Raw genomic sequence first — 24224 nt, forward strand, 5'->3', positions numbered from 1 at the left:
AGTCGTGCCGCACCCATCTGTCGCCCGTTCGCGCACGGGACCGGCCCCCTTCGCAACTGCTTAGGCTCCTGCGAGGTCGTCGGCGTCGACGATCCGGTAGGCGTACCCCTGCTCGGCGAGGAAGCGCTGGCGGTGGGCTGCGAACTCCGCGTCGACGGTGTCGCGGGCGACGACGGTGTAGAAGTGCGCGGTGCGCCCGTCCTCCTTGGGGCGCAGCAGCCGGCCGAGGCGCTGCGCCTCCTCCTGGCGGGAGCCGAAGGTCCCGCTGACCTGGATGGCCACGGTCGCCTCGGGCAGGTCGACCGAGAAGTTGGCGACCTTGGAGACGACGAGCAGGCTGGTGTGCCCCTCGCGGAAGTCCGCGAAGAGCTCCTGGCGCACCTTGACCGGGGTCTCGCCGGTGATCAGGTCCGCGTCGAGCTGCTCGGACAGCTCGTGCAGCTGGTCGAGGTACTGCCCGATGACCAGCGTCGGTTCGCCCTCGTGCTGGTCGACGATCTGCCGGACCACCCGCGGCTTGGCCGGTGAGCACGAGGCCAGCCGGTACCGGTCCTCGGCGTCGGCGGTCGCGTAGGCCATCCGCTCGGCGTCGCTGAGCGTCACCCGGACCTCGACGCAGTCCGCGGGAGCGATGTAACCCTGCGACTCGATGTCCTTCCACGGAGCGTCGAAGCGCTTGGGACCGATGAGCGAGAAGACGTCCGCCTCGCGGCCGTCCTCCCGCACGAGCGTCGCGGTCAGCCCGAGACGCCGCCGCGCCTGCAGGTCGGCGGTCATCCGGAAGATCGGCGCCGGCAGCAGGTGCACCTCGTCGTAGACGATGAGGCCCCAGTCGCGGGCATCGAGCAGGTCGATGTGGGGGTAGGCGCCCTTCCGCCGGAGGGTGAGCACCTGGTACGTCGCGATCGTCACCGGACGGACCTCCTTGCGCGCCCCGGAGTACTCGCCGATCTCGTCCTCGGTCAGCGTCGTGCGGGCGAGCAGCTCCTCGCGCCACTGCCGCGCGCTGACGGTGTTGGTCACGAGGATCAGCGTGGTGGCCTTGGCCGCGGACATCGCGCCCGCGCCCACGAGGGTCTTGCCGGCGCCGCAGGGGAGGACGACGACACCGGACCCGCCGTCCCAGAAGCCATCGACCGCGTGCTGCTGGTAGGGCCGCAGGCTCCAGCCGTCCTCGGTGAGGGCGATCGGGTGCGCCTCGCCGTTCACGTAGCCGGCACGGTCCTCGGCGGGCCAGCCGACCTTGAGCAGCTCCTGCTTGAGGGTGCCGCGCTCGGAGGGGTGGACGACGACCTCGTCGGGGGAGAGCTGATCACCGATGAGCGGCTTGATCTTCTTGTGCCGCAGCACCTCGGTGAGCACCGCGCGGTCCGTGGTGCGCAGGACCAGCTGGTCGCCGTCCTTCTCCAGCACGAGGCGCCCGTAGCGGTCCATCGTGTCGGCGATGTCGACGAGCAGCGCCTGCGGGACCGGGTAGCGCGAGTGGGTGATCAGGGCGTCGACGACCTGCTCGGCGTCGTGGCCGGCGGCGCGGGCGTTCCACAGGCCGAGCGGGGTGACCCGGTAGGTGTGGATGTGCTCCGGGGCACGCTCCAGCTCGGCGAAGGGGGCGATCGCCCGCCGCGCATCGGCGGCCTTGTCGTGGTCCACCTCGAGCAGGAGGGTCTTGTCGCTCTGGACGATGAGCGCGCCGTCGGTCATCACAGCGAGACCCCGGCCGAGGCGCCGTACATCACCCCGACGACGGCGCCGACGACGGCCAGGACGAAGAGCGCGCTGAGCAGGACGAGGACGATCCAGCCGATCCGCGTCAGCTTGGCGGCCTGGGCGGGGTCGCTGGAGTTCTGCGTCAGGGCGATGACGCCGAGGACGAGCGGCACGATGCCGACGATGCAGCAGATCCCCGAGATCGTCAGCACCCCGGAGACGATCGTCAGCGCGACGGTCGAGGTGCTCGCCGGCGTCGGGTTGGCGTACTGACCGGTCCCCGGAATCTGACCCGATCCACCGGCCGCGGCGGGCCGGTAGTCCGGCAGCTGGTTGGGATCCTGAGTCATGCGTCCCACGGTACGGGATGCGCCACAATGGACCCATGTCGTCCAGTGCACTGCCGCAGTCGGAGCCGATGACGGGACTGCCGTCGAAGGTCACCGTGTACGAGGTCGGACCCCGCGACGGTCTGCAGAACGAGAAGGAGAGCGTCCCGACGGCGGTCAAGGCGGAGTTCATCCGCCGGCTCGTCGACGCCGGGCTGGAGACGGTGGAGACGACCTCCTTCGTCCACCCGAAGTGGGTGCCGCAGCTCGCCGACGCGAGCGAGCTGTTGGCCGACCTCGACGACCTGGGCCGCAGCCCCCTTCGCCCCGTGCTCGTGCCGAACGAGCGCGGGCTGGACCGCGCCCTCGAGGCCGAGGTCGAGGCCGTGGCGATCTTCGGCAGCGCGACCGAGACCTTCGCGCAGAAGAACCTGGGCCGCTCCCGTGAGGAGTCGGTTGCGATGTTCGCGCCCGTCGTCAAGCGGGCGCAGGACGCCGGGATGTGGGTCCGTGCCTACGTGTCCATGTGCTTCGGTGACCCCTGGGAGGGCCCGGTCCCCGTCGACCAGGTCGCCGACGCGTGCGCCGAGCTGATGGACCTCGGCTGCGACCAGCTCTCCGTCGGCGACACCATCGGCACGGGCACCCCCGGTCACGTCGAGGCGCTGCTCACCGCGCTGGAGCAGCGCGACATCGGGGTGGACCGGATCGGCGTGCACTTCCACGACACCTACGGGCAGGCGCTGTCCAACACGCTCACCGCCCTGCGCGCCGGGGTCAGTGTCGTCGACGCCTCCACGGGCGGGCTGGGCGGCTGTCCGTACGCGAAGTCCGCGACCGGCAACCTCGCGACCGAGGACCTCGTCTGGATGCTCGACGGCGCAGGCGTGGAGACCGGCGTCGACCTCGACACGCTCGTCACCACGAGCGTGTGGATGGCCGAGCAGCTCGGCAAGCCGTCGCCGTCACGCGTGGTCAAGGCACTCTCGGGGGCCTGAGGCCGCGCGACGGCCTCAGCCGTCGACGACCACCCCGGTGATCCGGTGCAGGGAGTAGACCTGCGGCCGGGCGTCGACCTCGCCGACGACGCGGCCGCCGTCGACGGCGACCGGGTGGAAGAGGACCCGCTTGGTCGCGCCGACGGAGTCGGTGATGCCGATCCACGCGGGCAGGCCGTCCGCGGCGGCCTCGCGCAGCAGGGCGGAGGTGCTCGCGGGATCGAGCGCCGGGATGACCGGTGACCCGTCGGCCGGCTGGGCCCGCCGGCGCTCGGCCGCGTCCTCCCCCTCGCGCAGCCGCGCCAGGACGATGGGTGCGGGCTCGGGCTGGACCTCCGTGACCGGGCGGTCCCGGCGCGGTGGGACCCGCGAGGCCGTGGGGACGGTGGAGACCACGCCGCCCGAGCTCTCCAGGGCGGGGGACTGGCCGGCCTCGCGCAGGGCCTCGACGAGCACGGCCGGCCCGACGGGGGAGATGAGCACGGTGGGGGCGATCTGGCGCAGCTGCAGGTGGCCCAGGTCCCGGTGCGCCAGCAGCGCCTCGAGGTGCGTCGGGTCGTCGCCGCGCAGGTAGCTGCCCGCGGACCCGGACCGCAGCTGGCCGTGCCGTCGGGCGACGTCGCGCACGAGGTAGTCGAGGGGCTGCGGGATCTCGGTCGCGCTGAACCGGGCCAGTGACTCCAGCAGGTCGTCGGCCGTCCAGCCCGAGTCCAACGCCCCGCGCAGGCTCTGCTCGGTGAAGCGGTGCACCCCGGCGCCACCCCGCGACTCGAGGGTGGCGCTGCGCCGCAGCAGGGCCGCCAGCTCGGGGACCGGCGCGCCGGGCACGATCGCGGTGAGGTCCGCCTGGAGCAGCAGCCGGTCGACGGGCTCGGGCACGAGGTCGGCGAGGGTGCCGGCGGCCCGGTCCGATCCCTCGAGCAGGGCCCGCCCCACGGTGCCCAGGGCGTGCCGCCCGGTGACGCCGAGGACCTCGCCCTCGCGCAGCAGGCCGGCGACGACCGCCTCGACGTCGCGGGGCATCCGGCGCGGGCGGCGTCGGCGCAGCAGGTCGACGACCTGGTCGCGCTCGGGCGCGGACCCCACGGGCAGCTTCGCGAGGATCGCCAGCACCTCCCGGCGCAGCGGGCGCACCGGCGGCCACACGAAGCCCTCGGACAGGGCGTTGACCCGGCTCCCGTCCCTGGGCGCGGGGGCGGCGGAGGAGCGAAGGGAGGCCAGCCACGGCTGCGCGAGCCCCACCCAGCGGTGGGCCGGGTCGAGCGCCCGCCAGGCCTCCACCTCGGTGGTCAGCCGCCACGTCGGCTCCAGGGCCCGGTCGTCGACGAGGAGTCCGGCGCCGAGCACGAGCTCGAGCAGGAGCGTCGCGCTCGCCTCGTCGAGGTCGATCCGGGAGGCGAGGGTGCGCAGGTCGCGCACGGCGAGGCCGCCGCTGCGCAGCACCCGGGGACGCATCTCCTCGATCCGGTCGAGGAGCTCGTCGACGAGGGCGACCAGCTCGGTCGCGGCGGCGGTGGCCGCCCGGTCGACGTCCTCGATCGCCCGGGTCGGGGGCGGGGGCCCCTCGTCGTCCACGGGGGAGGCCAGGAGCCGTCCACGACGCACGACCAGGCCGACCTCCCGCGGGAGGGTGACGTGCTCCTCGTCCACGGCGACGACGAGTCCCGCGTCGACGAGGCCCTCGACCGCCTGCCCGGTGCGGCCGGTGGTGTCGGACGGGCGGGCCGCCGTGGGGCCGTGCCAGGCGATCCGGTGCAGGACGCGCTCGGCCTCTGCGCCGACGGACTCGATGGCAGCGGGGACGTCGTCCGGCAGGGTGTGCGCGAGCGAGGCGGCGGTGGCCCCGAGGCCGGCGGGGTGCGGGCCGAGGACCTCGACCACGGTGCCGGCGACCTGCCGCCCGGTGGCCGACTCCCACAGCAGGGCCGCCCGGGAGAGGTCGTCGACGAGGGCGGCCGCGCGGGCCTCGTCCGTGCCGAGGAGATCGGCGACCGCAGCGGTGTCGACGCCGGCGATGACACACGCCTGCAGGGCCGTCAGGTGCGGCAGGTCGAGGTGGTCGAGGGCCCGGGCGGTGCTCGCGCGGGTGCTGGCGCGGGCGGCGAGTGCGGTCAGGTCGGACGGCTGCGGCCGGGCCAGGTCCGGGCGCAGCTCCAGCAGGGCCACCAGCTCCTCGTCGGTGCGGTGGCGGATGTCCTCGGCGAGGGAGCGCACCGATCCACGGTAGATCACCGGGCCTCCCGTCGCGGCGCGGTCTCGCAGGTCAGGAGGTGGCCGCGTCGAGCGAGGGGCGCGGCGCGTCGGTGGGAGCCACGCCGTTGACTGCCGGGGAGATGATCCGTTCCAGGCGCAGCAGCAGCCACGCGACGAGGGCCAGCCCACCCAGGACCACGCCGATGAAGGCGACGTCGAGCCCGCGCCCGAGCAGGACACCGGCGACGAGTGGCCCGACCACGCCACCGGACATGAAGGCCGCCGACTGGATGGCGTTGACCCGACCGCGCAGGTGGTCGGGGGCGAGGTCGTTGGTGATCGCGGGCAGCGTCGGCTGCAGCAGGGTCTCGCCGAGCCCGAAGAGGGCGAGGAAGGCGACGACGAGCACGGCCGCGGCGAGCGTCCCCGGCAGCAGGCCGCTCGCCCCGAGGGCGAGCCACGCGACGACCCAGATGCCGAGCATGATCAGGCCGACCCGCGTGCGCCGGTGGCCCTCGATCCGCTGGAGCACCCAGAACTGGAGCAGCACGATGACCGCCGTGTTGGCCGCGAAGGCCACCCCGACCGCCTCGGTGCTCACCTCGGAGACGCTGCGCGCGAAGGCCGGTATCCCGGCCTCGAGCTGCCCGTACCCGACGAAGCTGGTGACGAGGCCGATGAGCAGCACCCAGCCCATGCCGGGCAGACGCAGCACGGTCCCGTAGCTGGCGGGGGAGCTGTCCTCCGCCGGTCGCTCGGACCGGGCGGTGACGTGCCGGAGCGGCCCGAGCAGCCAGACGGCCGGGATGAGGATGAGGACGGCGTCGACGAGGAAGATCACCTCGAAGGTCACCGGACGGCTCACCTCGACGAACATGCCGGCGACGAGACCGCCGGCGCCGATGCCGAGGTTGAGCAGGGCGAAGTTCACCCCGAAGTAGCGCTGCCGCAGCGGTCCACGCACGAGCGCGGAGATGAAGGTGTTGCCCGCGGCCCAGCCGATGCCGGCCGACAGACCCATGAGGGCCGCGGCGACGAAGGCGGGGACGGCGCTGGTGGCGAAGGCCATGACGACGGCGCCGATGCTCTGGCTCACGCCGGCGAGGATGAGCATCCACCGGGCACCGACGAGGTCGGTCAGGCTGCCCATGGGGCCGGCGAGGACCGCCGCCGCCAGTGCGAGCACGGCCATGACCGTGCCGGCGGTCTCGAGCGAGAGCTGGCGGACCTCGTTGAGGTAGATGACCGTGAAGGGCAGCGTCATCCCCCGGCCGAGGTGCTGCACCGCGACGGTGGAGAGGAGGAAGCGCCCCTCCCGCGGCAGGGCCCGCCAGAAGCCGCGGACGCCCGGACCGATGTCGCGGGCCGGCACGTCACGGGGAAGGGAGGTGGTCACCACTGCCCCATGGTCTCCCACGCCACCGACGGCCGGCGACCCGATTTCCGTGGGGACCGGGAGCGGGTCGGCGGCCTATGTTGGGGACATGGCACTCCCACCCAGTGGCACCCAGTGGCAGCTGACCAGCGGCGGGACCGAGGCCGTCGTCGTCGAGGCCGGCGGTGGGCTGCGCAGCCTCACCGTCGGCGGCGTCGACGTCGTGGCCGGGTACCCGCGGGAGGCGATGGCGTCGGCCGGCCGCGGGCAGCTGCTCGTGCCGTGGCCCAACCGGATCCGCGACGGCCGCTACCGCTTCGCCGGCCGCGACCACGAGCTGCCGATCACCGAGCGCTCCACCGGGAACGCCACCCACGGACTCGTGCGGTGGGAGTCCTTCCGCCCGAGCGAGCGCGATGACGACCGGATCGTCCTGGGGCACACGGTGCACCCGCGTCCGGGCTACCCCTTCGCCCTCGAGGTGCGCGTCGCCTGGCAGGTCGACCCGCGGGGGCTGACCTGCTCCACCACCATCACCAACGTCGGCCCGGACAGCGCCCCCGTCGGCTACGGCGCCCACCCCTACCTCGCCCTCGGCGCCACGCCGGCGCAGCAGGCGCGCCTGACCGTGCCCGCCGACCGGGTCGTCCTCGTCGACCCCGACCGCAAGCTGCCGGTCGGCACGCACGAGGTGGGGGACACCCCCTTCGACCTGCGCGGTGGGGAGGCGCTCGGCGACCGCGAGATCGACAACGCGTACACCGGTCTCGAGCGGGGCGCGGACGGCTGCTGGACGGTCACCCTCGAGGCCGACCGGACGACGCGCCTGTGGGGCGGGCCCGGGCTGGACTGGGTGCAGGTCTTCACCGGGCGCTCCACGCCGGAGGGCCCCGAGGGGCACGCCCCGGGCATCGCCGTCGAGCCGCTGTCCTGCCCTCCGGACGCCTTCAGCTCGGGGGAGGGGCTCGTCACGCTCGCGCCCGGTGCCACGTGGACCGGCCAGTGGGGCATCGAGGTCGACTGACGCCCCTCGCCGTTGGGGCCGGGGCCGCCCCACGGGTTAACCTTGTGACGGGTGCGCCGACGACGCGCACCCATTCCTGAGCATTAGTACGAAACACACTGTCGAGCAACGAGGTGCACGGTGCCCACTGGCAAGGTCAAGTGGTACGACGCGGAGAAGGGCTTCGGCTTCATCTCCGGGGACGACGGCGAGGATGTCTTCCTCCACGCCAACGCCCTGCCCGAGGGCGCGTCGACCATCAAGGGCGGTACGCGCGTCGACTACGGGATCGTCGAGGGACGCCGCGGCGCCCAGGCGCTGTCCGTGACCGTCCTCGACGCCCCGCCGAGCGTGGCCAAGAACCTGCGTGAGCGTGACCGCAAGCCGGCCGACGAGATGGTCGGCATCGTCGAGGACGTCATCAAGCTGCTGGACAACGTCTCCAACGGACTGCGTCGCGGTCGCTACCCGGACAAGGCCCAGGGTGCCAAGCTCGCCCAGGTGCTGCGCCGCGTCGCCGACGACCTGGAGGGCTGACATGCCACCCCGCACCAAGACCGACAGCGTCCTCGAGGCGGCCGTCGAGCCCGCCCGGCGCGAGCTCCTCGAGGCGACGAAGGGGGAGGGTGTCGGCGAGCACGTCGGCTTCACCCTCGACGCCGACCGCCTCGGCACCCACTGGTTCGAGGCCACCCTGCCGGGGTACGGCGGCTGGCGCTGGGCCGTCACCGTCACCCGGGTCCCGCGCGCCAAGGCCGCGACCGTGTGCGAGTCCCAGTTGCTGCCGGGCGAGGGCGCGATCCTCGCCCCCGAGTGGCTGCCGTGGTCGGAGCGACTCGCCCCCGGCGACGTCGGCCCCGGCGACGTCACCCCCAAGGTCGACGACGACCCCTACCTCGAGGCTGGCTTCGAGGCCACCGGCGAGGAGGACGTCGACTCCGTCGCGCTGTGGGAGCTCGGTCTCGGCCGCACCCGCGTGCTCTCCGCCGAGGGCCGCGACGCCGCCGCCCAGCGCTGGTACGACGGCAGCCACGGCCCGAAGGCCGAGGTCGCGCTCAAGGCCCCCGCCCCCTGTGGCGAGTGCGGCTACTTCCTGCCGATGCCGGGCGAGCTGCGCCGGGTCTTCGGCGTCTGCGCCAACGAGTGGAGCCCGAGCGACGGCGGCGTCGTGAGCAAGGACCACGGCTGCGGCGCGCACTCCGAGGTCGACATGCCGGCCCCGCAGCCGGAGAAGGTCGGGACCCCGATCCTCGACGACGGGTCCATCGAGGCCCTCTGACGGGTCGGACCCCGACCGCGCTTACGATTGGCGCCCATGAGCACCCCTGCGCGCCCCTCGACCGAGGGCTCCGTCCTCGAGCGCCACTTCAAGATCACCGAGCGTGGCTCCACCGTCGGTCGAGAGATCCGCGGTGGCGTCGCGACCTTCTTCACGATGGCCTACATCGTGGTCCTCAACCCGCTGATCATCGGCACCCAGGCCGACTCGACGGGCGGGTTCCTCGGCGGCGGTGACGAGCCGAACCTCGCGATGGTCGCCGCGGCCACCGCGCTCGTGGCCGGCGTGATGACCCTGCTCATGGGCGTCGTCGCGAACTACCCGCTGGCGCTGGCCGCAGGGCTGGGGCTCAACGCCTTCGTCGCCTTCGGCGTCGCCAAGCTGCCGGAGATGACCTGGGCCGACGCCATGGGTCTGGTCGTCCTCGAGGGCCTGATCATCCTGGCGCTCGTGCTCACCGGCTTTCGCAAGGCGGTGCTGCACGCGGTGCCCGCCCCGCTGAAGGTGGCCATCAGCGTCGGCATCGGCCTCTTCATCACCATCGTCGGCCTCGTCGACGCCGGCTTCGTGCGCAAGGCCGAAGGGGGTCCCCTCGGCGAGCTGGGTGTCGGCGGCTTCCTCGCCGGCTGGCCGCTCCTCGTCTTCGTCGTCGGCCTCTTCATCATCGTCACCCTGCACGTGCGCGGGGTGCGCGGCGCGATCCTCTACGGCATCCTCGGCACGACCATCCTCGCGATCATCGTCGAGGCCGCCTTCTCCATCGGCAGCCAGACCAACGCCGAGGGCGAGATGGTCAACCCGACCGGCTGGGGGCTGAACGTCCCGAGCATCCCGACGAACATCGTCGACCCGCCGAACTTCGGTCTCCTCGGTGACTTCAGCCTGCTCGGGTCCTTCGACAAGATCGGCATCGTCTCCGCGTCGCTGCTCGTCTTCACCATCCTGCTCGCCGACTTCTTCGACACGATGGGCACGATGGTCGCCGTCGGCGCCGAGGGCGACCTGCTCGACGAGGAGGGCAACCCGCCCAACTCGCAGCGGATCCTCGTCGTCGACTCGCTCGCCGCGGCCGCCGGTGGTGCCGCCTCGGTCTCCTCCAACACCAGCTACATCGAGTCCGCATCCGGTGTGGGCGAGGGAGCCCGCACGGGTCTGGCCTCGGTCGTCACCGGCGTCCTCTTCCTGCTCGCGACCTTCCTCTCGCCCCTCGTCGCCGTCGTCCCCTACGAGGCCGCGACGCCGGCGCTCGTGCTCGTGGGCTTCCTGATGATGCAGCAGGTGCGCGACATCGACTGGGACGACCTGGAGATCGCGATCCCGGCCTTCCTGACGATCATCCTCATGCCCTTCACCTACTCGATCACGGCAGGCATCGGGGCCGGCTTCGTCACCTACGTCTTCATCAAGATCGTGCGCGGCAAGTTCAGCGCGATCCACCCGCTCATGTGGCTGGTCGCCGTGCTCTTCGTGCTGTACTTCGCCATCGACCCGATCAAGGGGCTGCTCGGCGTCGGCTGAGCCGCGCGACGACCGGGTGACCCGAGGGGTCCGGCTTCGCATCAGACAGCAGATCTGAATGTGGCCGGGAAATCTGGCGGTGGCCGAGACATCCGAGATCGGCCGCGCTGTGTCCCGGTCATGTATAGGTGTGCCGGTCAGGCTGCGTTGACCCGGGCCCAGACGGATCCCGGACCGCCTTCGACACCTGCTCAGGTGTCGGTGGGGAAGCGGTCAGGCTGCTTGGCGCAGTGCCCGCCGGACGAGGTCGAACACCCGCTCGGGACGATCCAGATCCGCCCAGACGAGGCGCACCACGACGTAGCCTGCAGCGCGCAACCGGTCCTCTCGCGCCTTCTCCTGCTGGAGCGCACGTCGTCCGTCGACCCCGTCGTACTTGACCATCCCGTCGAACTCCACGACCACGCGATCGCCCACGAGGAAGTCCACCCGTCCGACGAACCCGGCCTCGTCCCGGATGGCAACCTGGCTGCGGACTTGCAGACCGAAGTCGGTCAGGAGGACCCGCGTGCGGGTCTCGCCGACGGACTCGCACGCGGCGTCGGAGCCCTCCATGACCAGCTCGAGCCGGCGCCAAGCCCGCGGGCCGAGTGCCAGGTCGTCACCCGCCTGCGCCACGGCGTCGATGGTGACGCTCCCCTCGTGCAGCGCGCGATCAAGGCAGACCAGCCCCGGGACCACCCCGTGCTCCACGCACACCTGGGCGACCGCGACGGGCACGGGCACGGCGGGCTGGCCATCGACCACGACAGGCGTGATACCGGCGGGCCAGGGATGGAGCCCGATGCCCGAGCGGAGCCGGCGGCGTGGGGTCGAGCACACGATGTCGACCCTGGCGACAGAACCTCCCCAGATCGGCAGTCCGTGCAGGACCGCAGCGCTCATGTGGGAGGCGGCCGCCTCGGGCCTGTCCATGAGCACGGCCCGGGTGCGCAGGACCAGTCGCTGCTCAGGGGTGGCCTCGCGCCAGGCCGAGCCGGCAGCGAAGAGTCCACGGCGTATACGGACCAGGGCACCCCTGCGTACCAGCCGAGCCAGCGTGAGCTCGTCCACGTCGGCCTCGTCCAGCTGACCCGTGGTACAGATCTGGCCGTTGGCGGTCAGCAGGGCCCGGATGCGTGTGTCCACTCCCACATCGTGGCGCGACTCCCCCTCCCCTCGCTGGCGTCATCCACAGGCGCGCGGCAGCGATCAGCAGGGTAGAAGGAGCATCCGTGACCGGCGACGCCTGGCGTGACCGGGACATCCGCGGATGCCCTGCCCATGACCCGGCCGGCGCTGGAGTGCGCGGTCGTCATCGAACAAGGCGGTCCTGCGAGGGGTGCTCGGCCCTGACGTGGCCCGTGGCACGACCCCGGCGGCGCCCACCCCTTCGCGGAATAGTTAGCATACGTAATGAGTTCTGCTAACGTGATGACGGTCGGAAGGAGCCCGTTGACCCAGACCACCCGAACCCTGACCCCCAAGCGGCTCAGTGCCCTGAGCGAGGACCTGCGCCTGGCGTGCATGCGCATCAGCCGGCGCATCCGCTTCGAGAGCGCCGACGAGATCGCGCCGCACCAGCTGAGCGTGCTCGCCCGCCTCGAGGACGGACCGTTGACCCCGCGCGAGCTCGCCGACGTCGAGAAGGTCTCCGCCCCGAGCATGACCCGCACCGTCGGCTGCCTGGCGGACGACGGCCTCGTGGAGCGCCACGACGACCCGAGTGACGGCCGCCGTGTCCTCGTCGAGCTCACCGCCGCCGGTCGTACCGCCCTCCAGCAGATCCGCCGGCAGCGCGGTCGCTGGATGTCCGAGCGGGTGCAGGAGCTGACCGCGGACGAGCAGGCCACCCTCGTGGAGGCGACGGAGATCCTGCGGAGGATCGCCGCCCGATGAGCCCCACCTTCGCCTCCCTCTCCGTGCGCAACTACCGCGTCTATGCCGCCGGCGGGGTCGTCTCCAACACCGGTACCTGGATGGGGCGCGTCGCCCAGGACTGGGTCGTGCTCACCCAGCTGACCGACCACTCCGCGACTGCGCTGGGCATCGTCACCGGCCTGCAGTTCCTGCCGATGATGGTCCTCGCGCCGTGGGCCGGGTCCGTCATCGACCGCGTCCCCAAGCGAGCGCTGCTCATGGTCAGCCAGGCGATGCTCGGCCTCGCCGCACTCGTCGGTGGTGTCCTCGTCGTCACCGGGAGCGCCCAGCTGTGGCACTTCTACCTCATCGCCCTCGCGACCGGTCTGGCCACCGCCTTCGACAACCCGGCACGCCAGTCCTTCGTCTCCGAGATGGTCCCGATGGACCGGCTGGCCAACGCCGTGGCGCTCAACAGCGCCTCGTTCAACCTCGGCCGCCTCGCCGGCCCCGGTGTCGCCGGTGTGGTCATCGCCGCCTTCGGCTCGGGTCCGGCGCTGCTGCTCAACGCGGCGTCCTTCGGTGCGGTGATGGTCGCGTTGAGCCTGATGCGGCCCTCCGAGCTGAGTCCGGCGCCGCGGGCCACCGGTCGCGGTGGCGTCCGTGACGGACTGCGCTACGTCCGCGGCCGCCCCGACATCCTGCTCGTGCTGCTCCTGGTCTTCGTGCTGGGCACCTTCGGGCTGAACTTCCAGATCACGATCGCGCTCATGGCCACCGAGGTCTTCGGCCGTGGCGCCCAGGGCTTCGGTCTGCTCGGCACGATCCTGGCCGTCGGCTCGCTCAGCGCCGCGCTCATCGCCGCCCGGCGCAACCAGCCCCGGCTGCGGGTCCTGCTCGTCTCGCTCACCGGGTTCACCGTGGCCTCCGCCGCGGCGGCGCTCGCCCCGACCTACTGGACCTTCGCCATCGCGCTCGCCGCGTGCGGGATGACCGCGCTCAGCGCGACGACCACCGCCAACGCGATGGTGCAGATGCGCAGCGACCCGTCGATGCGCGGGCGCGTCATGGCGCTGTACATGGCGCTCTTCGTCGGCGGGAAGCCGATCGGTGCCCCGATCATCGGTGTCATCGGTGACGTGCTCGGCCCCCGCTGGACCGTCGGCGTGGGCGCCATCGCGGTGGGGATCACGCTGGCCGCCGTGGCCCGCTGGATGGTCAGGCACGAGAATGTCCGGGTGAGCTACTCCTCCACCCGGCGCCCGCACCTGCGCGTCACCCGCCCGGCGCCCGAGGCCCCCGCCGAGGTCGCGGCCCGATGACTCCGCGCTTCCGGCGCAACATGACGCTCTTCGTGCTCTTCGCGCTCGTCATCGTCGCGGCCCTCGCCGCCCTGATCTAGCCCCTGCCAGCCCACACCCGCAGCTGCTTAGGCTCATGCGAACCCTTGGCTGCAGCTGCTTGGGCTCCTGCGAGCCTTGGCTGCAGCTGCTTGGGCTCCTGCGGCGTCAGAGGCGCTCGGCCACGTGGTCGATGCAGGCCAGCAGCGCCGAGACGTCCTCGGGGTCGACCGCCGGGAAGGTCCCGATCCGCAGCTGGTTGCGGCCGAGCTTGCGGTAGGGGTCGACGTCGACGATCCCGTTGCGGCGCAACGCCGCCGCGACGGCGGCCGCGTCGACCTGCTCGTCGAAGTCGACCGTGGCGACCACCTGCGAGCGGGCCGCCGGGTCGGTGACGAAGGGGGTGGTGTGCGCCCCCTTCGTCGCCCAGTCGTAGACGCGGGCCGAGGAGTCGGCCGTCCGGGCGGTGGCGAAGTCCAGCCCGCCCGCCTCGTTCATCCAGCGCACCTGGTCGTCCATGAGGGCCAGCGTGGCGATCGCCGGGGTGTTGAGCGTCTGGTCCTTGCGGGAGTTGTCGATCGCGCTCGTCAGCGACAGGAAGGCCGGGACCCACCGGTCGGTGGCCGCGAGCTCCTCGGCGCGGGCGATGGCCGCCGGGCTGAGCACGGCGAACCACAGCCCGCCCTCGGAGGCGAAGGACTTCTGCGGGGCGAAGTAGTACGCGTCGGTCTGCGTGATGTCCACGGGCAGCCCGCCGGCGCCGGACGTCCCGTCGACGAGGACGAGCGCCTCAGGATCGGCGCCCGCGGGGCGGACCACCGGCGCCATGACGCCGGTCGAGGTCTCGTTGTGCGGCCAGGCGTAGGCATCGACACCCGCCTCGGCGACCGCGTGGGTCAACGACCCGGGCTCGGCGGAGCGGATGCTCGGGTCGGCGAGGAAGGGGGCCCGGCCGGCGGCAGTGGCGAACTTGCCGGAGAACTCGCCGAAGACGAGGTGCTGCGAGCGCTCCCGGACCAGGCACAGGGTGGCGATGTCCCAGAAGGCGCTGGCCCCGCCGTTGCCGAGCACCACCTCGTAGCCGTCCGGGAGGTCGAAGAGCGCCGACAAGCCCTCGCGCAGGGAGCCGACGATCGAGCGGACCGGCGCCTGACGGTGGGAGGTGCCCATGACGGTGGTCGCGATCTGCTGCAGGTGCTCGACCTGCTCCGGCCGGACCTTCGACGGGCCGGAGCCGAAGCGCCCGTCACGGGGGAGGAGGGCGGTCGGGATGCGGATCGGGTCGCTCACGCCACGGATTCTCCCCCACGAGCGGTCCCGCGGGTCGGGGCGTCCCGGATCACGGCGCCGCGGCGATCTCGGAGGGCTTCGGCTTGCTGATGCCCACTGGCGCGCCCCACTCGCCGGCCGCCACCACCGCGGTGACGCCGTTGGCCGAGAAGGACATCTTGCGGATGAGGTCCTCGTCGTCGAGCCAGATGTCGTAGAGGATGGCGTCGGCCGTCCCCGGGGCCTTCTCCATGCCGAGCTCGGCCAGCGCCTGCTGCGAGTCGACCCTGGCGGTGTAGTGGGTCGTCGCGACGCCGTCGATCGTCTCCGTGCCCTTGATCCCGGCCTGCTCGAGCCCGGCCACGAAGGCGTCGAGCTGGTTGCGCATGCTGAGGATCTGGACCTGCTGCAGGGTCTGCTGGACCGTGGGGTTGTCGGAGCCCTCCTCGACCGGGACCCACTTGGGTGGCTGCGCGAGGTAGTACTGGCCGTCGACGAGGAGGTACCCCAGCTGCTGCCCACCCAGGTCCACCTCCATGTCGAGGGCGTTGCGGGCGAGGTTCTGCGCGCCCTTCGCGGTGGCGCTCATGGTCTCGTTCATCTGGATCTGCACGTCGATGCGCACGGTCGGCGCCGCGTCGACGGCTGCCTCGAGCCGGGTGGTGAACTCCTCCGGGTCGAAGGGCTTGCCCGTGTCGGTCGGCGTCGAGGACGGCGCTTCGCCCGCCGGTGCGGCCTCGGCCCGGCCTTCGCTGGACGAGGCGGTGGTCGAGACCGACGGTGCGGCCGGCGTGGATGCGTTCTGCGGCGCGGTCGGCCCCGGGCCTGCGTCGTCGGCGCACCCCGCGACGGTCAGGGCGAGGGCAGCGGCGAGCAGTGGTGGGGTCAGGCGCACGGAAGGATCCTTCGCTCAGGCGGTGGGCAGCCGGTCGTGACCGGCGACGTCGGTGATCGCACGCGGGCCGTGACCGACGTAGTTGCTGCTCGGGCGGATGAGGCGACCGGTGCGCTTCTGCTCCAGCACGTGCGCGGACCAGCCGGCGGTGCGGGCGGCGACGAAGAGCGGGGTCATCATGTCCCCGGGGACCTCGGCGAAGTCGAGCAGGACCGCGGCCCAGTAGTCGACGTTCGTCTCCATCGTGCGGTTCGGGTAGCGCTCGGCCAGCTCGGCGATGGCGGCCTTCTCCAGCTCGAGGGCGACCTCGTAGCGCGGTGCCCCCAAGCGCTTGCAGGTGTCGCGCAGGACGGCGGCGCGGGGGTCGTAGGCGCGGTAGACGCGGTGCCCGAAGCCCATGAGGCGCTCCTTGTTGTCCAACGCGTTCTTCACGTACGTCGTCGCGTCGCCGGTGCGCTCGACCCCCTCGATCATGTGCTGCGCACGCGAGGGGGCGCCGCCGTGCAGCGGGCCGGACATCGCCCCGACCGCGCCGGAGAGGCAGGCGGCGGCGTCGGCGCCGGTGGAGGCGATGACGCGGGCGGTGAAGGTGGAGGCGTTCATCCCGTGCTCGGCAGCGGAGGTGAAGTAGGCGTCGATGGCCTCGACGTGCCTGGGATCGGGCTCGCCGCGCCAGCGGATCATGAATCGCTCGACGATGTTCTTGCCCTCGTCGACGCGGGCCTGCGGGACCATCGGCGTGTCCTGGCCGTGCGCGGACTGGGCGATGAAGGACAGCGCCATGACGGAGGCGCGGGCGAGGTCCTCTCGCACCTGGGCGTCGTCGACGTCCAGGAGCGGGCGGAAGCCCCACAGCGGTGCGAGCTGGGCGAGCGCCGACTGGACGTCGACGCGGATGTCGCCGCTGTGCACCGGGAGCGGGAAGGGCTCTGCGGGCGGGAGGCCCGGGTCGAAGGAGTCGTCGACGAGCAGGCCCCAGACCCGCCCGAAGGAGACCTTGCCCACGAGGTCGTTGATGTCGACCCCGCGGTAGCGCAGGGCTCCACCGGCCTTGTCGGGCTCGGCGATCCGGGACTCGAAGGCGACGACGCCCTCGAGTCCGTGCTTGACATCGGTGTCGGACATGCTTGTGCCTCCCGGTTGCGCGACTGCAGCGCCCATTGTGCACTCTCCGCGAACTGTGACGTAGGCCCGTGTCCCCGTCGCAACCAGCCGGTAGCATTCCCGGAGCCGCTCGGAGGTGGCGCGCCGCGATGACCGGCGGGGACGAGAAGAGAGACCACGACAGGAGCGCGGGTGGCACGCTCACGCCTCGCACACAGCCCGGCGCTGGACGGCGTCCGTGGCCTGTTCATGCTGTGCTTCATGGCCTTCCATTTCGGGGCCACGTGGCTCAGCGGCGCCTGGGTGGGGATCAACCTCTTCTTCGTCCTGTCTGCCTTCCTCATCACCCGGCTGCTCGTCGAGGAGAAGATGCTCCGTGGGGGCATCGACGCGATCGCCTTCTACCGGCGCCGTGCCCGCCGGCTGCTGCCTGCGCTCTTCCTCGTCCTCGGCTTCGTCGTCGTGTACGCCTTCCTCTGGGCCGACGAGACGGTGCGCAGCAAGATCGGCGGCGACGTGCTGGCCACGCTGGGCTACGTCATGAACTGGCGGCTCATCGGCGAGGGCGACCAGTACTTCGGCACCCAGGGGGGCGCCTCCCCCCTTCGCCATGCCTGGACGTTGGCCATCGAGGAGCAGTTCTACGTCCTCGTCCCCTTCGTGGTCCTCGGACTCCTGGCCCTCGCCCGATCGCGGCGCCTGATCACCCTCGTCCTGCTCGTCGGGGCGGTGACCAGCGCGGTGTGGACCGCGGTGGTCGGCTTTCACGACGCCGGCGACTACCCCCGCGTCTACTACGGGACCGACACCCGCGCCCAGGCACTCTTCGTCGGTGCTGCCCTCGGTGTGTGGCTCGCTCCGGGAGCGAACGGTCGGGTCCCCACCGTCTCCCGCCCCGTCGTCGTGGCCTCCGGTGTCGTCGGCGTCGTCTCCAGCATCGGTGCCTTCTTCGTCGTCGGCCCCTACTCGGCATGGATGTTCAACCTCGGCGGGATGTTCGTCTTCGCGCTGGGCGCGGCGCTGCTCGTGCTCGCCTGTGCGGACGAGCGCCCCAGCTGGGTGCACACCGTCTTCGGGTGGCGGCCCCTCGCCTACGCGGGGCGTCTGTCCTACGGGCTCTACCTGTGGCACTGGCCGATCCGGCTGGCCTTCGGGCCGGAGCGCTTCGGGGGCAACGCGGTCATCGCCTTCGTCGTTGACGCCGCCCTCACCGTGGCCGCGGCGCACCTGTCGTACCAGTACATCGAGCGGCCGGTCCTGAGGAAGGGGGTGCGTGGGCTCTTCCCGTCCGTGCGGTCCGCGTCGGGCGTCGCCGCGGCGGTGGTGGCCCCGGTCATCGCGCTCGCCGGCACCGGCTTCGCGGTCGCGCAGAGCGCGCCCGACACCTCGGGGTCGCCGCCGGTCGCCGCCGCCCCGGCCGGCCCGCCCCCGGAGCTGGTCGAGGGCCAGGCGGGGTACGAGCCGGAGGAGCCGGCCCGCATCGGCGTCTACGGCGACTCCGTCCCCTTCTACCTCGCGGACCGCTTCCCGGCGGACGCGTTCCCCGGGGTGACCGTGCACAACTACGCCAAGGAGGGGTGCGACCTGCTCTCGGCACCGATGAGCTGGGCGCCGGGCTTCCAGATGGGTAACCAGCCCGAGTGCGTCGCGATGAAGGAGGAGTGGCCGCAGCAGTTCGAGCAGGCCGGTGACGAGGTCCTCGTCATCTTCGCCTCCCCGCTGCTGGCCGTCCCGCACGTCGTCGAGGGCGAGCGGCTGTGGCTCGACGACGAGGCCTACCTCGAGCTGATCACCGACCGCCTCGACACCGTGCGCCGGGAGGCGAACGACGCCGGTGCGCAGCAGGTGCAGATCGTCAACGTCCCCTGCCGCAAACCGGTCAAGGAGTCCATCCCCGAGGAGTTCCGCGTCGTCTTCGACTCCAGCCCGCACGTGGTGCAGGAGTACAAGGACCCGAAGCGGATCAACTCCCTCGTCGCGGAGTGGGCCCGGGGGCACGACGACGTCGCGCTGGTCGACCTCCACGGGGCGCTGTGCTCCGACGGCTACCAAGCGAAGATCCAGGGCATCCAGGTCTTCAACGACTTCCTGCACTTCTCGCCCGAGGCGACCCCGATGATCTGGGACCACCTCCTCGGCCGGGTCAGCGAGAGCTACGAGCAGGCGGCTCCATGAGCCTGACCCGCATCACCGGGGGGTTGACCACCTCCGCCGGCACCCAACGGCTCGCGGCCCTGGACGGGTACCGCGGGCTCTTCGTCGTCCTCGTGCTCCTCTACCACTTCGGCGTCACGGCACTCGTCGGCGGCTGGGTCGGGATCAACCACTTCTTCGCCTTCTCCGGGTACCTGATCACCAGACTTCTCATCTCCGAGTTCGCCAAGAACGGCACCATCGACGTACTGCGCTTCTACCGCCGCCGGGCCGAGCGACTGCTGCCCGCGCTGCTCGTCGCCTGCTCCGCGATCCTCGTCTCGGGGTTCTTCGCGGGGTCGGCCGACCGGCACCGCGACGCGGGTGACGTCCTCGCGACGGTGTTCTTCGTGCAGAACTGGCGGCTCGTCAGCCAGGAGGACGCGTACTTCGAGCAGGTCGGCGACCCCTCGCCGCTGCGGCACGCGTGGACCCTCGGCGTGGAGGAGCAGTTCTACCTCCTCGTGCCGGCACTCGTGGCGCTGATCTTCCTGCTCTTCCGGCGCAGCCGCACCGGCCGATTCGTCGTCGTGGCCGGGTTGGCGCTGGCCTCGGCCTGGTGGACCGCCCACCTCGCCGGCTCCGGGGTCGACTTCTCCCGCCTCTACTACGGCACCGACACCCGCGCGCAGGCGCTGCTCGTCGGGGCCGCGATGGCCGTGCTCATCGGACGGGACCACCGGGGACGACTGGGGCGGCGCCCTTCGCTCCCGATGACGCAGGTGATCGGCGTGCTCGGGTTCGCCATCTCCCTGTCGGCCTTCTTCGTCGTCGGTGCACGCAGCGAGTGGCTCTTCACGAGCGGCGGCATGCTCCTCTTCGCGGTCGGCGCCGGGATGATGGGGCTGACCGCGACCGACCCGCGCCCGATGCTCATCAACCGCATCGCCGGATGGGCGCCGGCCGCGCTGCTGGGCCAGATGACCTACGGGCTCTACCTCTACCACTGGCCGATCCACCTCTGGCTCGGCCCGGCGCTCGAGGCGCTGCCGCTCGCGGTCTCGGTCCTCGTCCAGCTCGCCGTGACCGTCGTCGTCGCGTTCGTCTCCTTCAGGTGGCTCGAGGTGCCGGTGCTCCAGCACGGCTTCGGGGTCCTCCTGCCCGACCGCCTGCGTCGGCGCCCGGCCGGCCGTCGTGGTCGACGAGCCCGCCGTGGCGGCGTCCCCGTGTGGTCGGTGCCGGTGGCCGCCACGGCCGTCGTCGCGGTCCTCGCCGCGTTCACCGTCACCCGGCCGGTGAGCACGGCCGACCTCGACGTCCCGCCGCTGGTCGTCTCCGACGGGGAGTTCACCCGCGCCGACCCGCCGGTCGACGTCGCCCTGCTCGGCGACTCGGTCGGGGTCTCCCTGGCCAAGGGCTGGCGCAGCGAGGACTACCCGGGAGTGACGCTGAGCAACCAGGCCCGGATCGGCTGCGACCTCATCGACGCACCGCTCATCGCCGACGGGGAGCCGATGGCCGAGTTCGAGGGCTGCGACGAGTGGCGCAGCGGCTGGCCGGCGAAGGTCCAGCAGGCTGGCTCGCAGAGCCTGCTCGTGCTCCCCGGCGTCCAGTTCATCGGTGACCACGAGGTCGACGGCGAGCTCGTCGAGTCCCGCAGCCCGCAGGCGGCCGAGCTGATCAAGCGCACCCTCACCGACATCGAGCAGCGGGCGAAGGGGGCCGGGGTGACCGACGTGCAGGTCGCCACGATGCCGTGCCGGCAGGTCGACCCGAACAAGCTCGACCCCGCCCTGCGGCAGTTCGCCGGCCCGATCTCCGACCCCGCCAACATGGCCTGGGTCAACGAGACCGTCACCGCGTGGGCGAAGGGGGAGGGAGACGGCGCCGAGCCGACCGCCGGCGTCGACCGCGAGGTCCTCGACCTGCACGGCGCGCTGTGCGCCGACGGTTACACCGGCGAGGTCAACGGCATCCAGCTCTACGAGGACACGGTGCACTACTCCCCGGCCGGTGCGGCGAGCGTCTGGACGTGGTTGACCCCGCGCCTGGTCGAGGCGACACACCGCTGAGCCCTGCCACGCCGGCTGAGGAGCTTGCGCAGCAAGCGTCGCCACGTCGGCTAGGAGCGTGCGCAGCAAACGTCGCCACGCCGGCTGAGGAGCTTGCGCAGCAAGCGTCTCGAAGCCACCGCCGTACGCTGGCGCCATGAGCGCTTCTCCCGACGGGATCATCCCGCGCACCCCGCCGAACCCGGACCACGTGGACTACTCCGGCGAGGGGCTGACCGAGGACGAGGTGCCGGCTGCTCCCTTCGCCCTGGTGACGACGTGGATCGACGCCGCCCGCGCGCGGCAGGCGTACCTCGGCGACGTGCCCGAGCCGCTGTCCTTCGCGGTCGCGACGGTCGATGCCGACGGCCGCCCGGACGTGCGCACCGTGCTCATGCGATTCCTCGACGCGGACGGGCCGGGCTTCGTCACCAACCTCGACTCGACGAAGTCCCGCCAGCTGCAGGCCGCACCGGTCATCGCGGCGACCCTCACCTGGCCGTCGATGTTCCGCGCGATCCGCTTCCGCGGACGGGCCGAGCGCGTGGGGGACACCGAGATCGACGCCTACTTCACCGACCGGCCGCGGGGCTCGCAGCTGAGCGCCTGGGTCTCCCACCAGTCCGCCCCGGTCGAGGGCCGCGAGCCGCTCGAGCGCGCGTGGGCCGAGGTCGAGGAGCGCTACGAGGGGCAGGACGTGCCGCGACCGGAGTTCTGGGGCGGTTGGCGGATCGTCTGCGACGAGCTCGAGGCGTGGGCGGGGCGCAGCAACCGGCTCCACGACCGCTTCCGCTGGACCCGCGTCGCCGAGGGCGGCCTCGATGACCCCGCCGCGTGGACGCTCGAGCGCCTGCAGCCCTGACTGTGGTCCGCGGCTGGAGGATCACGCTCGTCCTTGGCGCACCGCCCGGACTCGTTGGTCTGCACCGAGCCTTGTCGTGACGGTCCGGGCGGCGGCCTGAGCCGGACGAACCCGACCCTCCACCCGCTGCGGCAGGAGCGGGCGAGGGGGCATGGGGTCTGCCCGGCTCAGGCCGAAGTCCGCACTGTGCAACCGGGTGAGCGTCGCAACCAAGTCGTGCGGACTTCGCGCCAAGGGCAGACGCCATCCCCTTCGTCCGCGGTCCCCACGCCGCGGAGACTTGTCCTACCAGTGGTGCATCGACGCCCGGACCACGCCGGCGATGTCCTCCTCGGTGATCTCGCGCGGGGCGGTGGCGAGCAGGCGCTGCTGCTGCATGGTCCCGGAGACGATGCCGTCGACGTCCGCGTCGGTGTAGCCGATCTCCGCCAGGCCCGAGGGCTGGTCGATGTCGCGCATGAGCCGTCGGAGCACGGCCGGCAGCCGCTGCGGAGGGGCGACGTCCGCGTCGAGGCCCTGCGGGTCGAGCCAGGCCGCCGCCGTCAGGTGCCGCTCCGGGTTGGCGCTGAAGGTCATCTCGAATGCCGCCGGTGCCGTCGAGGCGACCGCCATCCCGTGCGGGACCATCGCCTCGCCCGCGTCGTAGCCCGCGGGCCGGAAGTCCGAGCCGATGTCGTGGATGCGCCCGGCGACGGGGTAGGCGTTGGCGTGCGGCACGTGCACGCCCGCGTTGCCGAAGCCCATCCCCGCGAAGGTCGCCGCCAGGGCCATGTCGGTCCGCGCCGACTCCTCGCCCGCGACGGCCGACCGGAAGGCGCCCGCGAGCAGCTGCATCGCCCGCTCTGCGTACATGTCCGCGATCGGGTTCGCGCCGCAGTACGGCACCCGCTGCTCGGCGCTCTTGTGCTCGTAGCTGGTGTAGGGGCGGGCCGTCCACGACTCGAGGGCGTGGCACAGGATGTCCATCCCGGCCGAGGCGGTGACGCCGGGCGGCTGGGTCGCGGTCAGCTCCGGGTCGACGACCGCGAGCACCGGCCGCAGCCGCTCGTGGCTGATGCCCGTCTTGACCTTGGCCGCGAGCACGTCGAGGACGCAGATCGTCGTCGACTCGCTGCCCGTGCCGGTGGTCGTCGGGACCGCGACGACCGGCAGCACCGGGTGCTCCGGTGCCCGACCACCCCCGACCGGTGCGTTGACGTAGTCCATCAGCTCGCCGGGGTTGCTCAGCAGCAACGAGACCGCCTTGGCCGTGTCGATGGCCGACCCGCCGCCCACGGCGACGACGACGTCGGGGCGGGGCGCCCCCTTCGCCCGCTCGACGGCCGTGGCCAGCGACGCGTCGCTCGGCTCGACCGCGGCCGAGTCGTGGACCTCCGCGACGAGCCCGGCCGATCGCAGTGCCTGCGCCACCCGCTCCGGGTGGCCGGTCGCGACCAGCTGTGGGTCGGTGACCACGAGGACGGTGCGTGCGCCGAGGGCGGCGACGTCGTGGCCGATCTCGGCGACGGAGCCGGGGCCGAACTTCAGCTTCGGCGCGGCATAGGTGAAGACGGACTCGGGGGTGGAGGAGCTCGGTCGTGTGGTCATCAGGACTCCCGGTGGACCTTGTGCTGGGCTGCCTGCGCGCGGGGCTTGATCACGAGCAGGTCGACGTTGACGTGCGGGGGGCGGGTGGCCATCCAGGTGATGGCATCGGCGACGTCCTCCGCGACGAGGGGCTCGGCGACGCCTTCGTAGACCTTCTCGGCGCGCTCGGAGTCACCCTTGAAGCGGGTGAGCGAGAAGCCTTCCGTGTGGACCATGCCCGGTGCGATCTCGGTGATGCGCACCGGCTGGTCGACCAGCTCCAGGCGCATCGTCTCGGTCATCGTGGCCAGGCCGTGCTTGGCGGCGGTGTACCCCGCGCCGCCCTCGTAGGAGATCCGTCCGGCGGTCGAGCCGACGTTGACGATGATCCCCTCGCCGGCGACGAGCGCGGGCAGCAGCGCCTGGACCACGCGCAGGGTGCCGATCACGTTGACCTCGTACATCGTGCGCCAGTCCTCGATGTCGGCCGAGGCGACCGGGTCGAGGCCGTACGCGCCACCGGCGTTGTTGACGAGGACGTCGAGGCGCTCCCCGATCTCCTCGACGAGCGCGGCGACGTCGTCGGCATCGGTGACATCGCAGGTGACGGCGCGCCCGTCGATCTCGGCTGCCAGGTCGTTGATCCGGTCGGTGCGACGGGCCGCGCAGACGACCTCGTGGCCGGCTGCGGCGAGGGCGCGTGCGGTGGCGGCGCCGATGCCGGAGCTGGCGCCGGTGACGAGGGCGAGCGGGCGGGACATGG

At 72.3% G+C, this 24224-nt stretch carries 20 protein-coding genes; 10 read left to right on the forward strand and 10 right to left on the reverse strand.

Going from position 1 to position 24224, the window contains the following annotated elements:
* Nucleotides 1-60: 60 nt before the first annotated feature.
* Entirely contained in the window at nt 61-1701 is a 1641-nt protein-coding gene (locus tag O9K63_RS14430; RefSeq protein ID WP_277238939.1) for a DNA repair helicase XPB, read from the reverse strand.
* The gene (locus O9K63_RS14435; protein WP_277238941.1) at nt 1701-2057 is read right to left on the reverse strand and encodes a hypothetical protein; all 357 of its coding nucleotides are present in this window, start codon (nt 2055-2057) and stop codon (nt 1701-1703) included. Before O9K63_RS14435 ends, O9K63_RS14430 begins: the two co-directional genes overlap by 1 nt.
* 35 nt (nt 2058-2092) lie before the next feature.
* On the opposite strand from O9K63_RS14435, the gene O9K63_RS14440 reads away from it, so the two are divergent.
* Nucleotides 2093-3034 (forward strand): hydroxymethylglutaryl-CoA lyase, encoded by a 942-nt coding sequence (locus tag O9K63_RS14440; RefSeq protein ID WP_277238943.1) that lies wholly within the window; start codon nt 2093-2095, stop codon nt 3032-3034.
* A gap of 15 nt (nt 3035-3049) precedes the next feature.
* Here the strand turns inward: O9K63_RS14440 and O9K63_RS14445 are convergent, their stop codons facing one another.
* Both O9K63_RS14445 and O9K63_RS14450 read right to left on the reverse strand, forming a co-directional pair.
* Nucleotides 3050-5266, reverse strand: a complete 2217-nt coding sequence (locus tag O9K63_RS14445; protein ID WP_277238945.1) for a helicase-associated domain-containing protein — start codon at nt 5264-5266, stop codon at nt 3050-3052.
* Between the two features lie 31 nt (nt 5267-5297).
* The gene (locus O9K63_RS14450; protein WP_277238947.1) at nt 5298-6626 is read right to left on the reverse strand and encodes an MFS transporter; all 1329 of its coding nucleotides are present in this window, start codon (nt 6624-6626) and stop codon (nt 5298-5300) included.
* 85 nt (nt 6627-6711) lie between these two features.
* Between O9K63_RS14450 and O9K63_RS14455 the strand changes: the two genes are divergently transcribed.
* The 4 genes from O9K63_RS14455 to O9K63_RS14470 all read left to right on the forward strand — a co-directional run bounded on the left by O9K63_RS14455 (nt 6712) and on the right by O9K63_RS14470 (nt 10402).
* Entirely contained in the window at nt 6712-7626 is a 915-nt protein-coding gene (locus O9K63_RS14455; protein ID WP_277238948.1) for an aldose 1-epimerase family protein, read from the forward strand.
* 120 nt (nt 7627-7746) lie between these two features.
* Nucleotides 7747-8142 carry a cold-shock protein gene (locus O9K63_RS14460; RefSeq protein ID WP_277238949.1) on the forward strand — a complete coding sequence of 132 codons (396 nt, stop codon included), beginning with the start codon at nt 7747-7749 and terminating at the stop codon, nt 8140-8142.
* 1 nt (nt 8143) lies between these two features.
* Nucleotides 8144-8884 carry a DUF3027 domain-containing protein gene (locus O9K63_RS14465; RefSeq protein WP_277238951.1) on the forward strand — a complete coding sequence of 247 codons (741 nt, stop codon included), beginning with the start codon at nt 8144-8146 and terminating at the stop codon, nt 8882-8884.
* A 36-nt stretch (nt 8885-8920) separates the two neighbouring features.
* Entirely contained in the window at nt 8921-10402 is a 1482-nt protein-coding gene (locus O9K63_RS14470; protein WP_277238953.1) for an NCS2 family permease, read from the forward strand.
* Nucleotides 10403-10615: 213 nt separating this feature from the next.
* Here O9K63_RS14470 and O9K63_RS14475 read toward each other — a convergent pair whose 3' ends face one another.
* Nucleotides 10616-11530 (reverse strand): type IV toxin-antitoxin system AbiEi family antitoxin domain-containing protein, encoded by a 915-nt coding sequence (locus O9K63_RS14475; RefSeq protein WP_277238955.1) that lies wholly within the window; start codon nt 11528-11530, stop codon nt 10616-10618.
* Between the two features lie 306 nt (nt 11531-11836).
* On the opposite strand from O9K63_RS14475, the gene O9K63_RS14480 reads away from it, so the two are divergent.
* Complete coding sequence (locus tag O9K63_RS14480; protein WP_277238957.1) at nt 11837-12280, forward strand: MarR family winged helix-turn-helix transcriptional regulator; 444 nt, start codon at nt 11837-11839, stop codon at nt 12278-12280.
* Entirely contained in the window at nt 12277-13563 is a 1287-nt protein-coding gene (locus O9K63_RS14485; protein WP_277238959.1) for an MFS transporter, read from the forward strand. The genes O9K63_RS14480 and O9K63_RS14485 overlap by 4 nt, the downstream gene beginning before the upstream one ends.
* A 186-nt stretch (nt 13564-13749) precedes the next feature.
* Here O9K63_RS14485 and serC read toward each other — a convergent pair whose 3' ends face one another.
* The 3 genes from serC to O9K63_RS14500 are packed head-to-tail and all read right to left on the reverse strand — an operon-like array spanning nt 13750 to nt 16870.
* Nucleotides 13750-14871 (reverse strand): phosphoserine transaminase, encoded by a 1122-nt coding sequence (gene serC / locus O9K63_RS14490; RefSeq protein WP_277238960.1) that lies wholly within the window; start codon nt 14869-14871, stop codon nt 13750-13752.
* Between the two features lie 49 nt (nt 14872-14920).
* The gene (locus O9K63_RS14495; protein ID WP_277238962.1) at nt 14921-15745 is read right to left on the reverse strand and encodes an LppX_LprAFG lipoprotein; all 825 of its coding nucleotides are present in this window, start codon (nt 15743-15745) and stop codon (nt 14921-14923) included.
* A gap of 15 nt (nt 15746-15760) precedes the next feature.
* Nucleotides 15761-16870, reverse strand: a complete 1110-nt coding sequence (locus tag O9K63_RS14500; protein ID WP_277238964.1) for a citrate synthase 2 — start codon at nt 16868-16870, stop codon at nt 15761-15763.
* A gap of 171 nt (nt 16871-17041) precedes the next feature.
* On the opposite strand from O9K63_RS14500, the gene O9K63_RS14505 reads away from it, so the two are divergent.
* The 3 genes from O9K63_RS14505 (at nt 17042) to pdxH (ending at nt 21895) form a co-directional block, all read left to right on the forward strand.
* A complete protein-coding gene (locus tag O9K63_RS14505) occupies nt 17042-19024 on the forward strand; it encodes an acyltransferase family protein (protein WP_277238965.1) in 1983 nt (660 codons plus the stop codon).
* Nucleotides 19021-21054 carry an acyltransferase family protein gene (locus tag O9K63_RS14510; protein WP_277238967.1) on the forward strand — a complete coding sequence of 678 codons (2034 nt, stop codon included), beginning with the start codon at nt 19021-19023 and terminating at the stop codon, nt 21052-21054. The genes O9K63_RS14505 and O9K63_RS14510 overlap by 4 nt, the downstream gene beginning before the upstream one ends.
* A gap of 136 nt (nt 21055-21190) precedes the next feature.
* Entirely contained in the window at nt 21191-21895 is a 705-nt protein-coding gene (pdxH, locus tag O9K63_RS14515; protein WP_277238969.1) for a pyridoxamine 5'-phosphate oxidase, read from the forward strand.
* 285 nt (nt 21896-22180) lie between these two features.
* Here pdxH and O9K63_RS14520 read toward each other — a convergent pair whose 3' ends face one another.
* The gene (locus O9K63_RS14520) at nt 22181-23482 is read right to left on the reverse strand and encodes a hydroxyacid-oxoacid transhydrogenase (protein WP_277238971.1); all 1302 of its coding nucleotides are present in this window, start codon (nt 23480-23482) and stop codon (nt 22181-22183) included.
* Nucleotides 23482-24222 (reverse strand): SDR family NAD(P)-dependent oxidoreductase, encoded by a 741-nt coding sequence (locus O9K63_RS14525; RefSeq protein ID WP_277238973.1) that lies wholly within the window; start codon nt 24220-24222, stop codon nt 23482-23484. The genes O9K63_RS14520 and O9K63_RS14525 overlap by 1 nt, the downstream gene beginning before the upstream one ends.
* Between the last annotated feature and the right edge of the window lie 2 nt (nt 24223-24224).

The organism is Janibacter cremeus (assembly GCF_029395675.1).
In the GTDB taxonomy this organism is placed as follows: domain Bacteria; phylum Actinomycetota; class Actinomycetes; order Actinomycetales; family Dermatophilaceae; genus Janibacter; species Janibacter cremeus_A.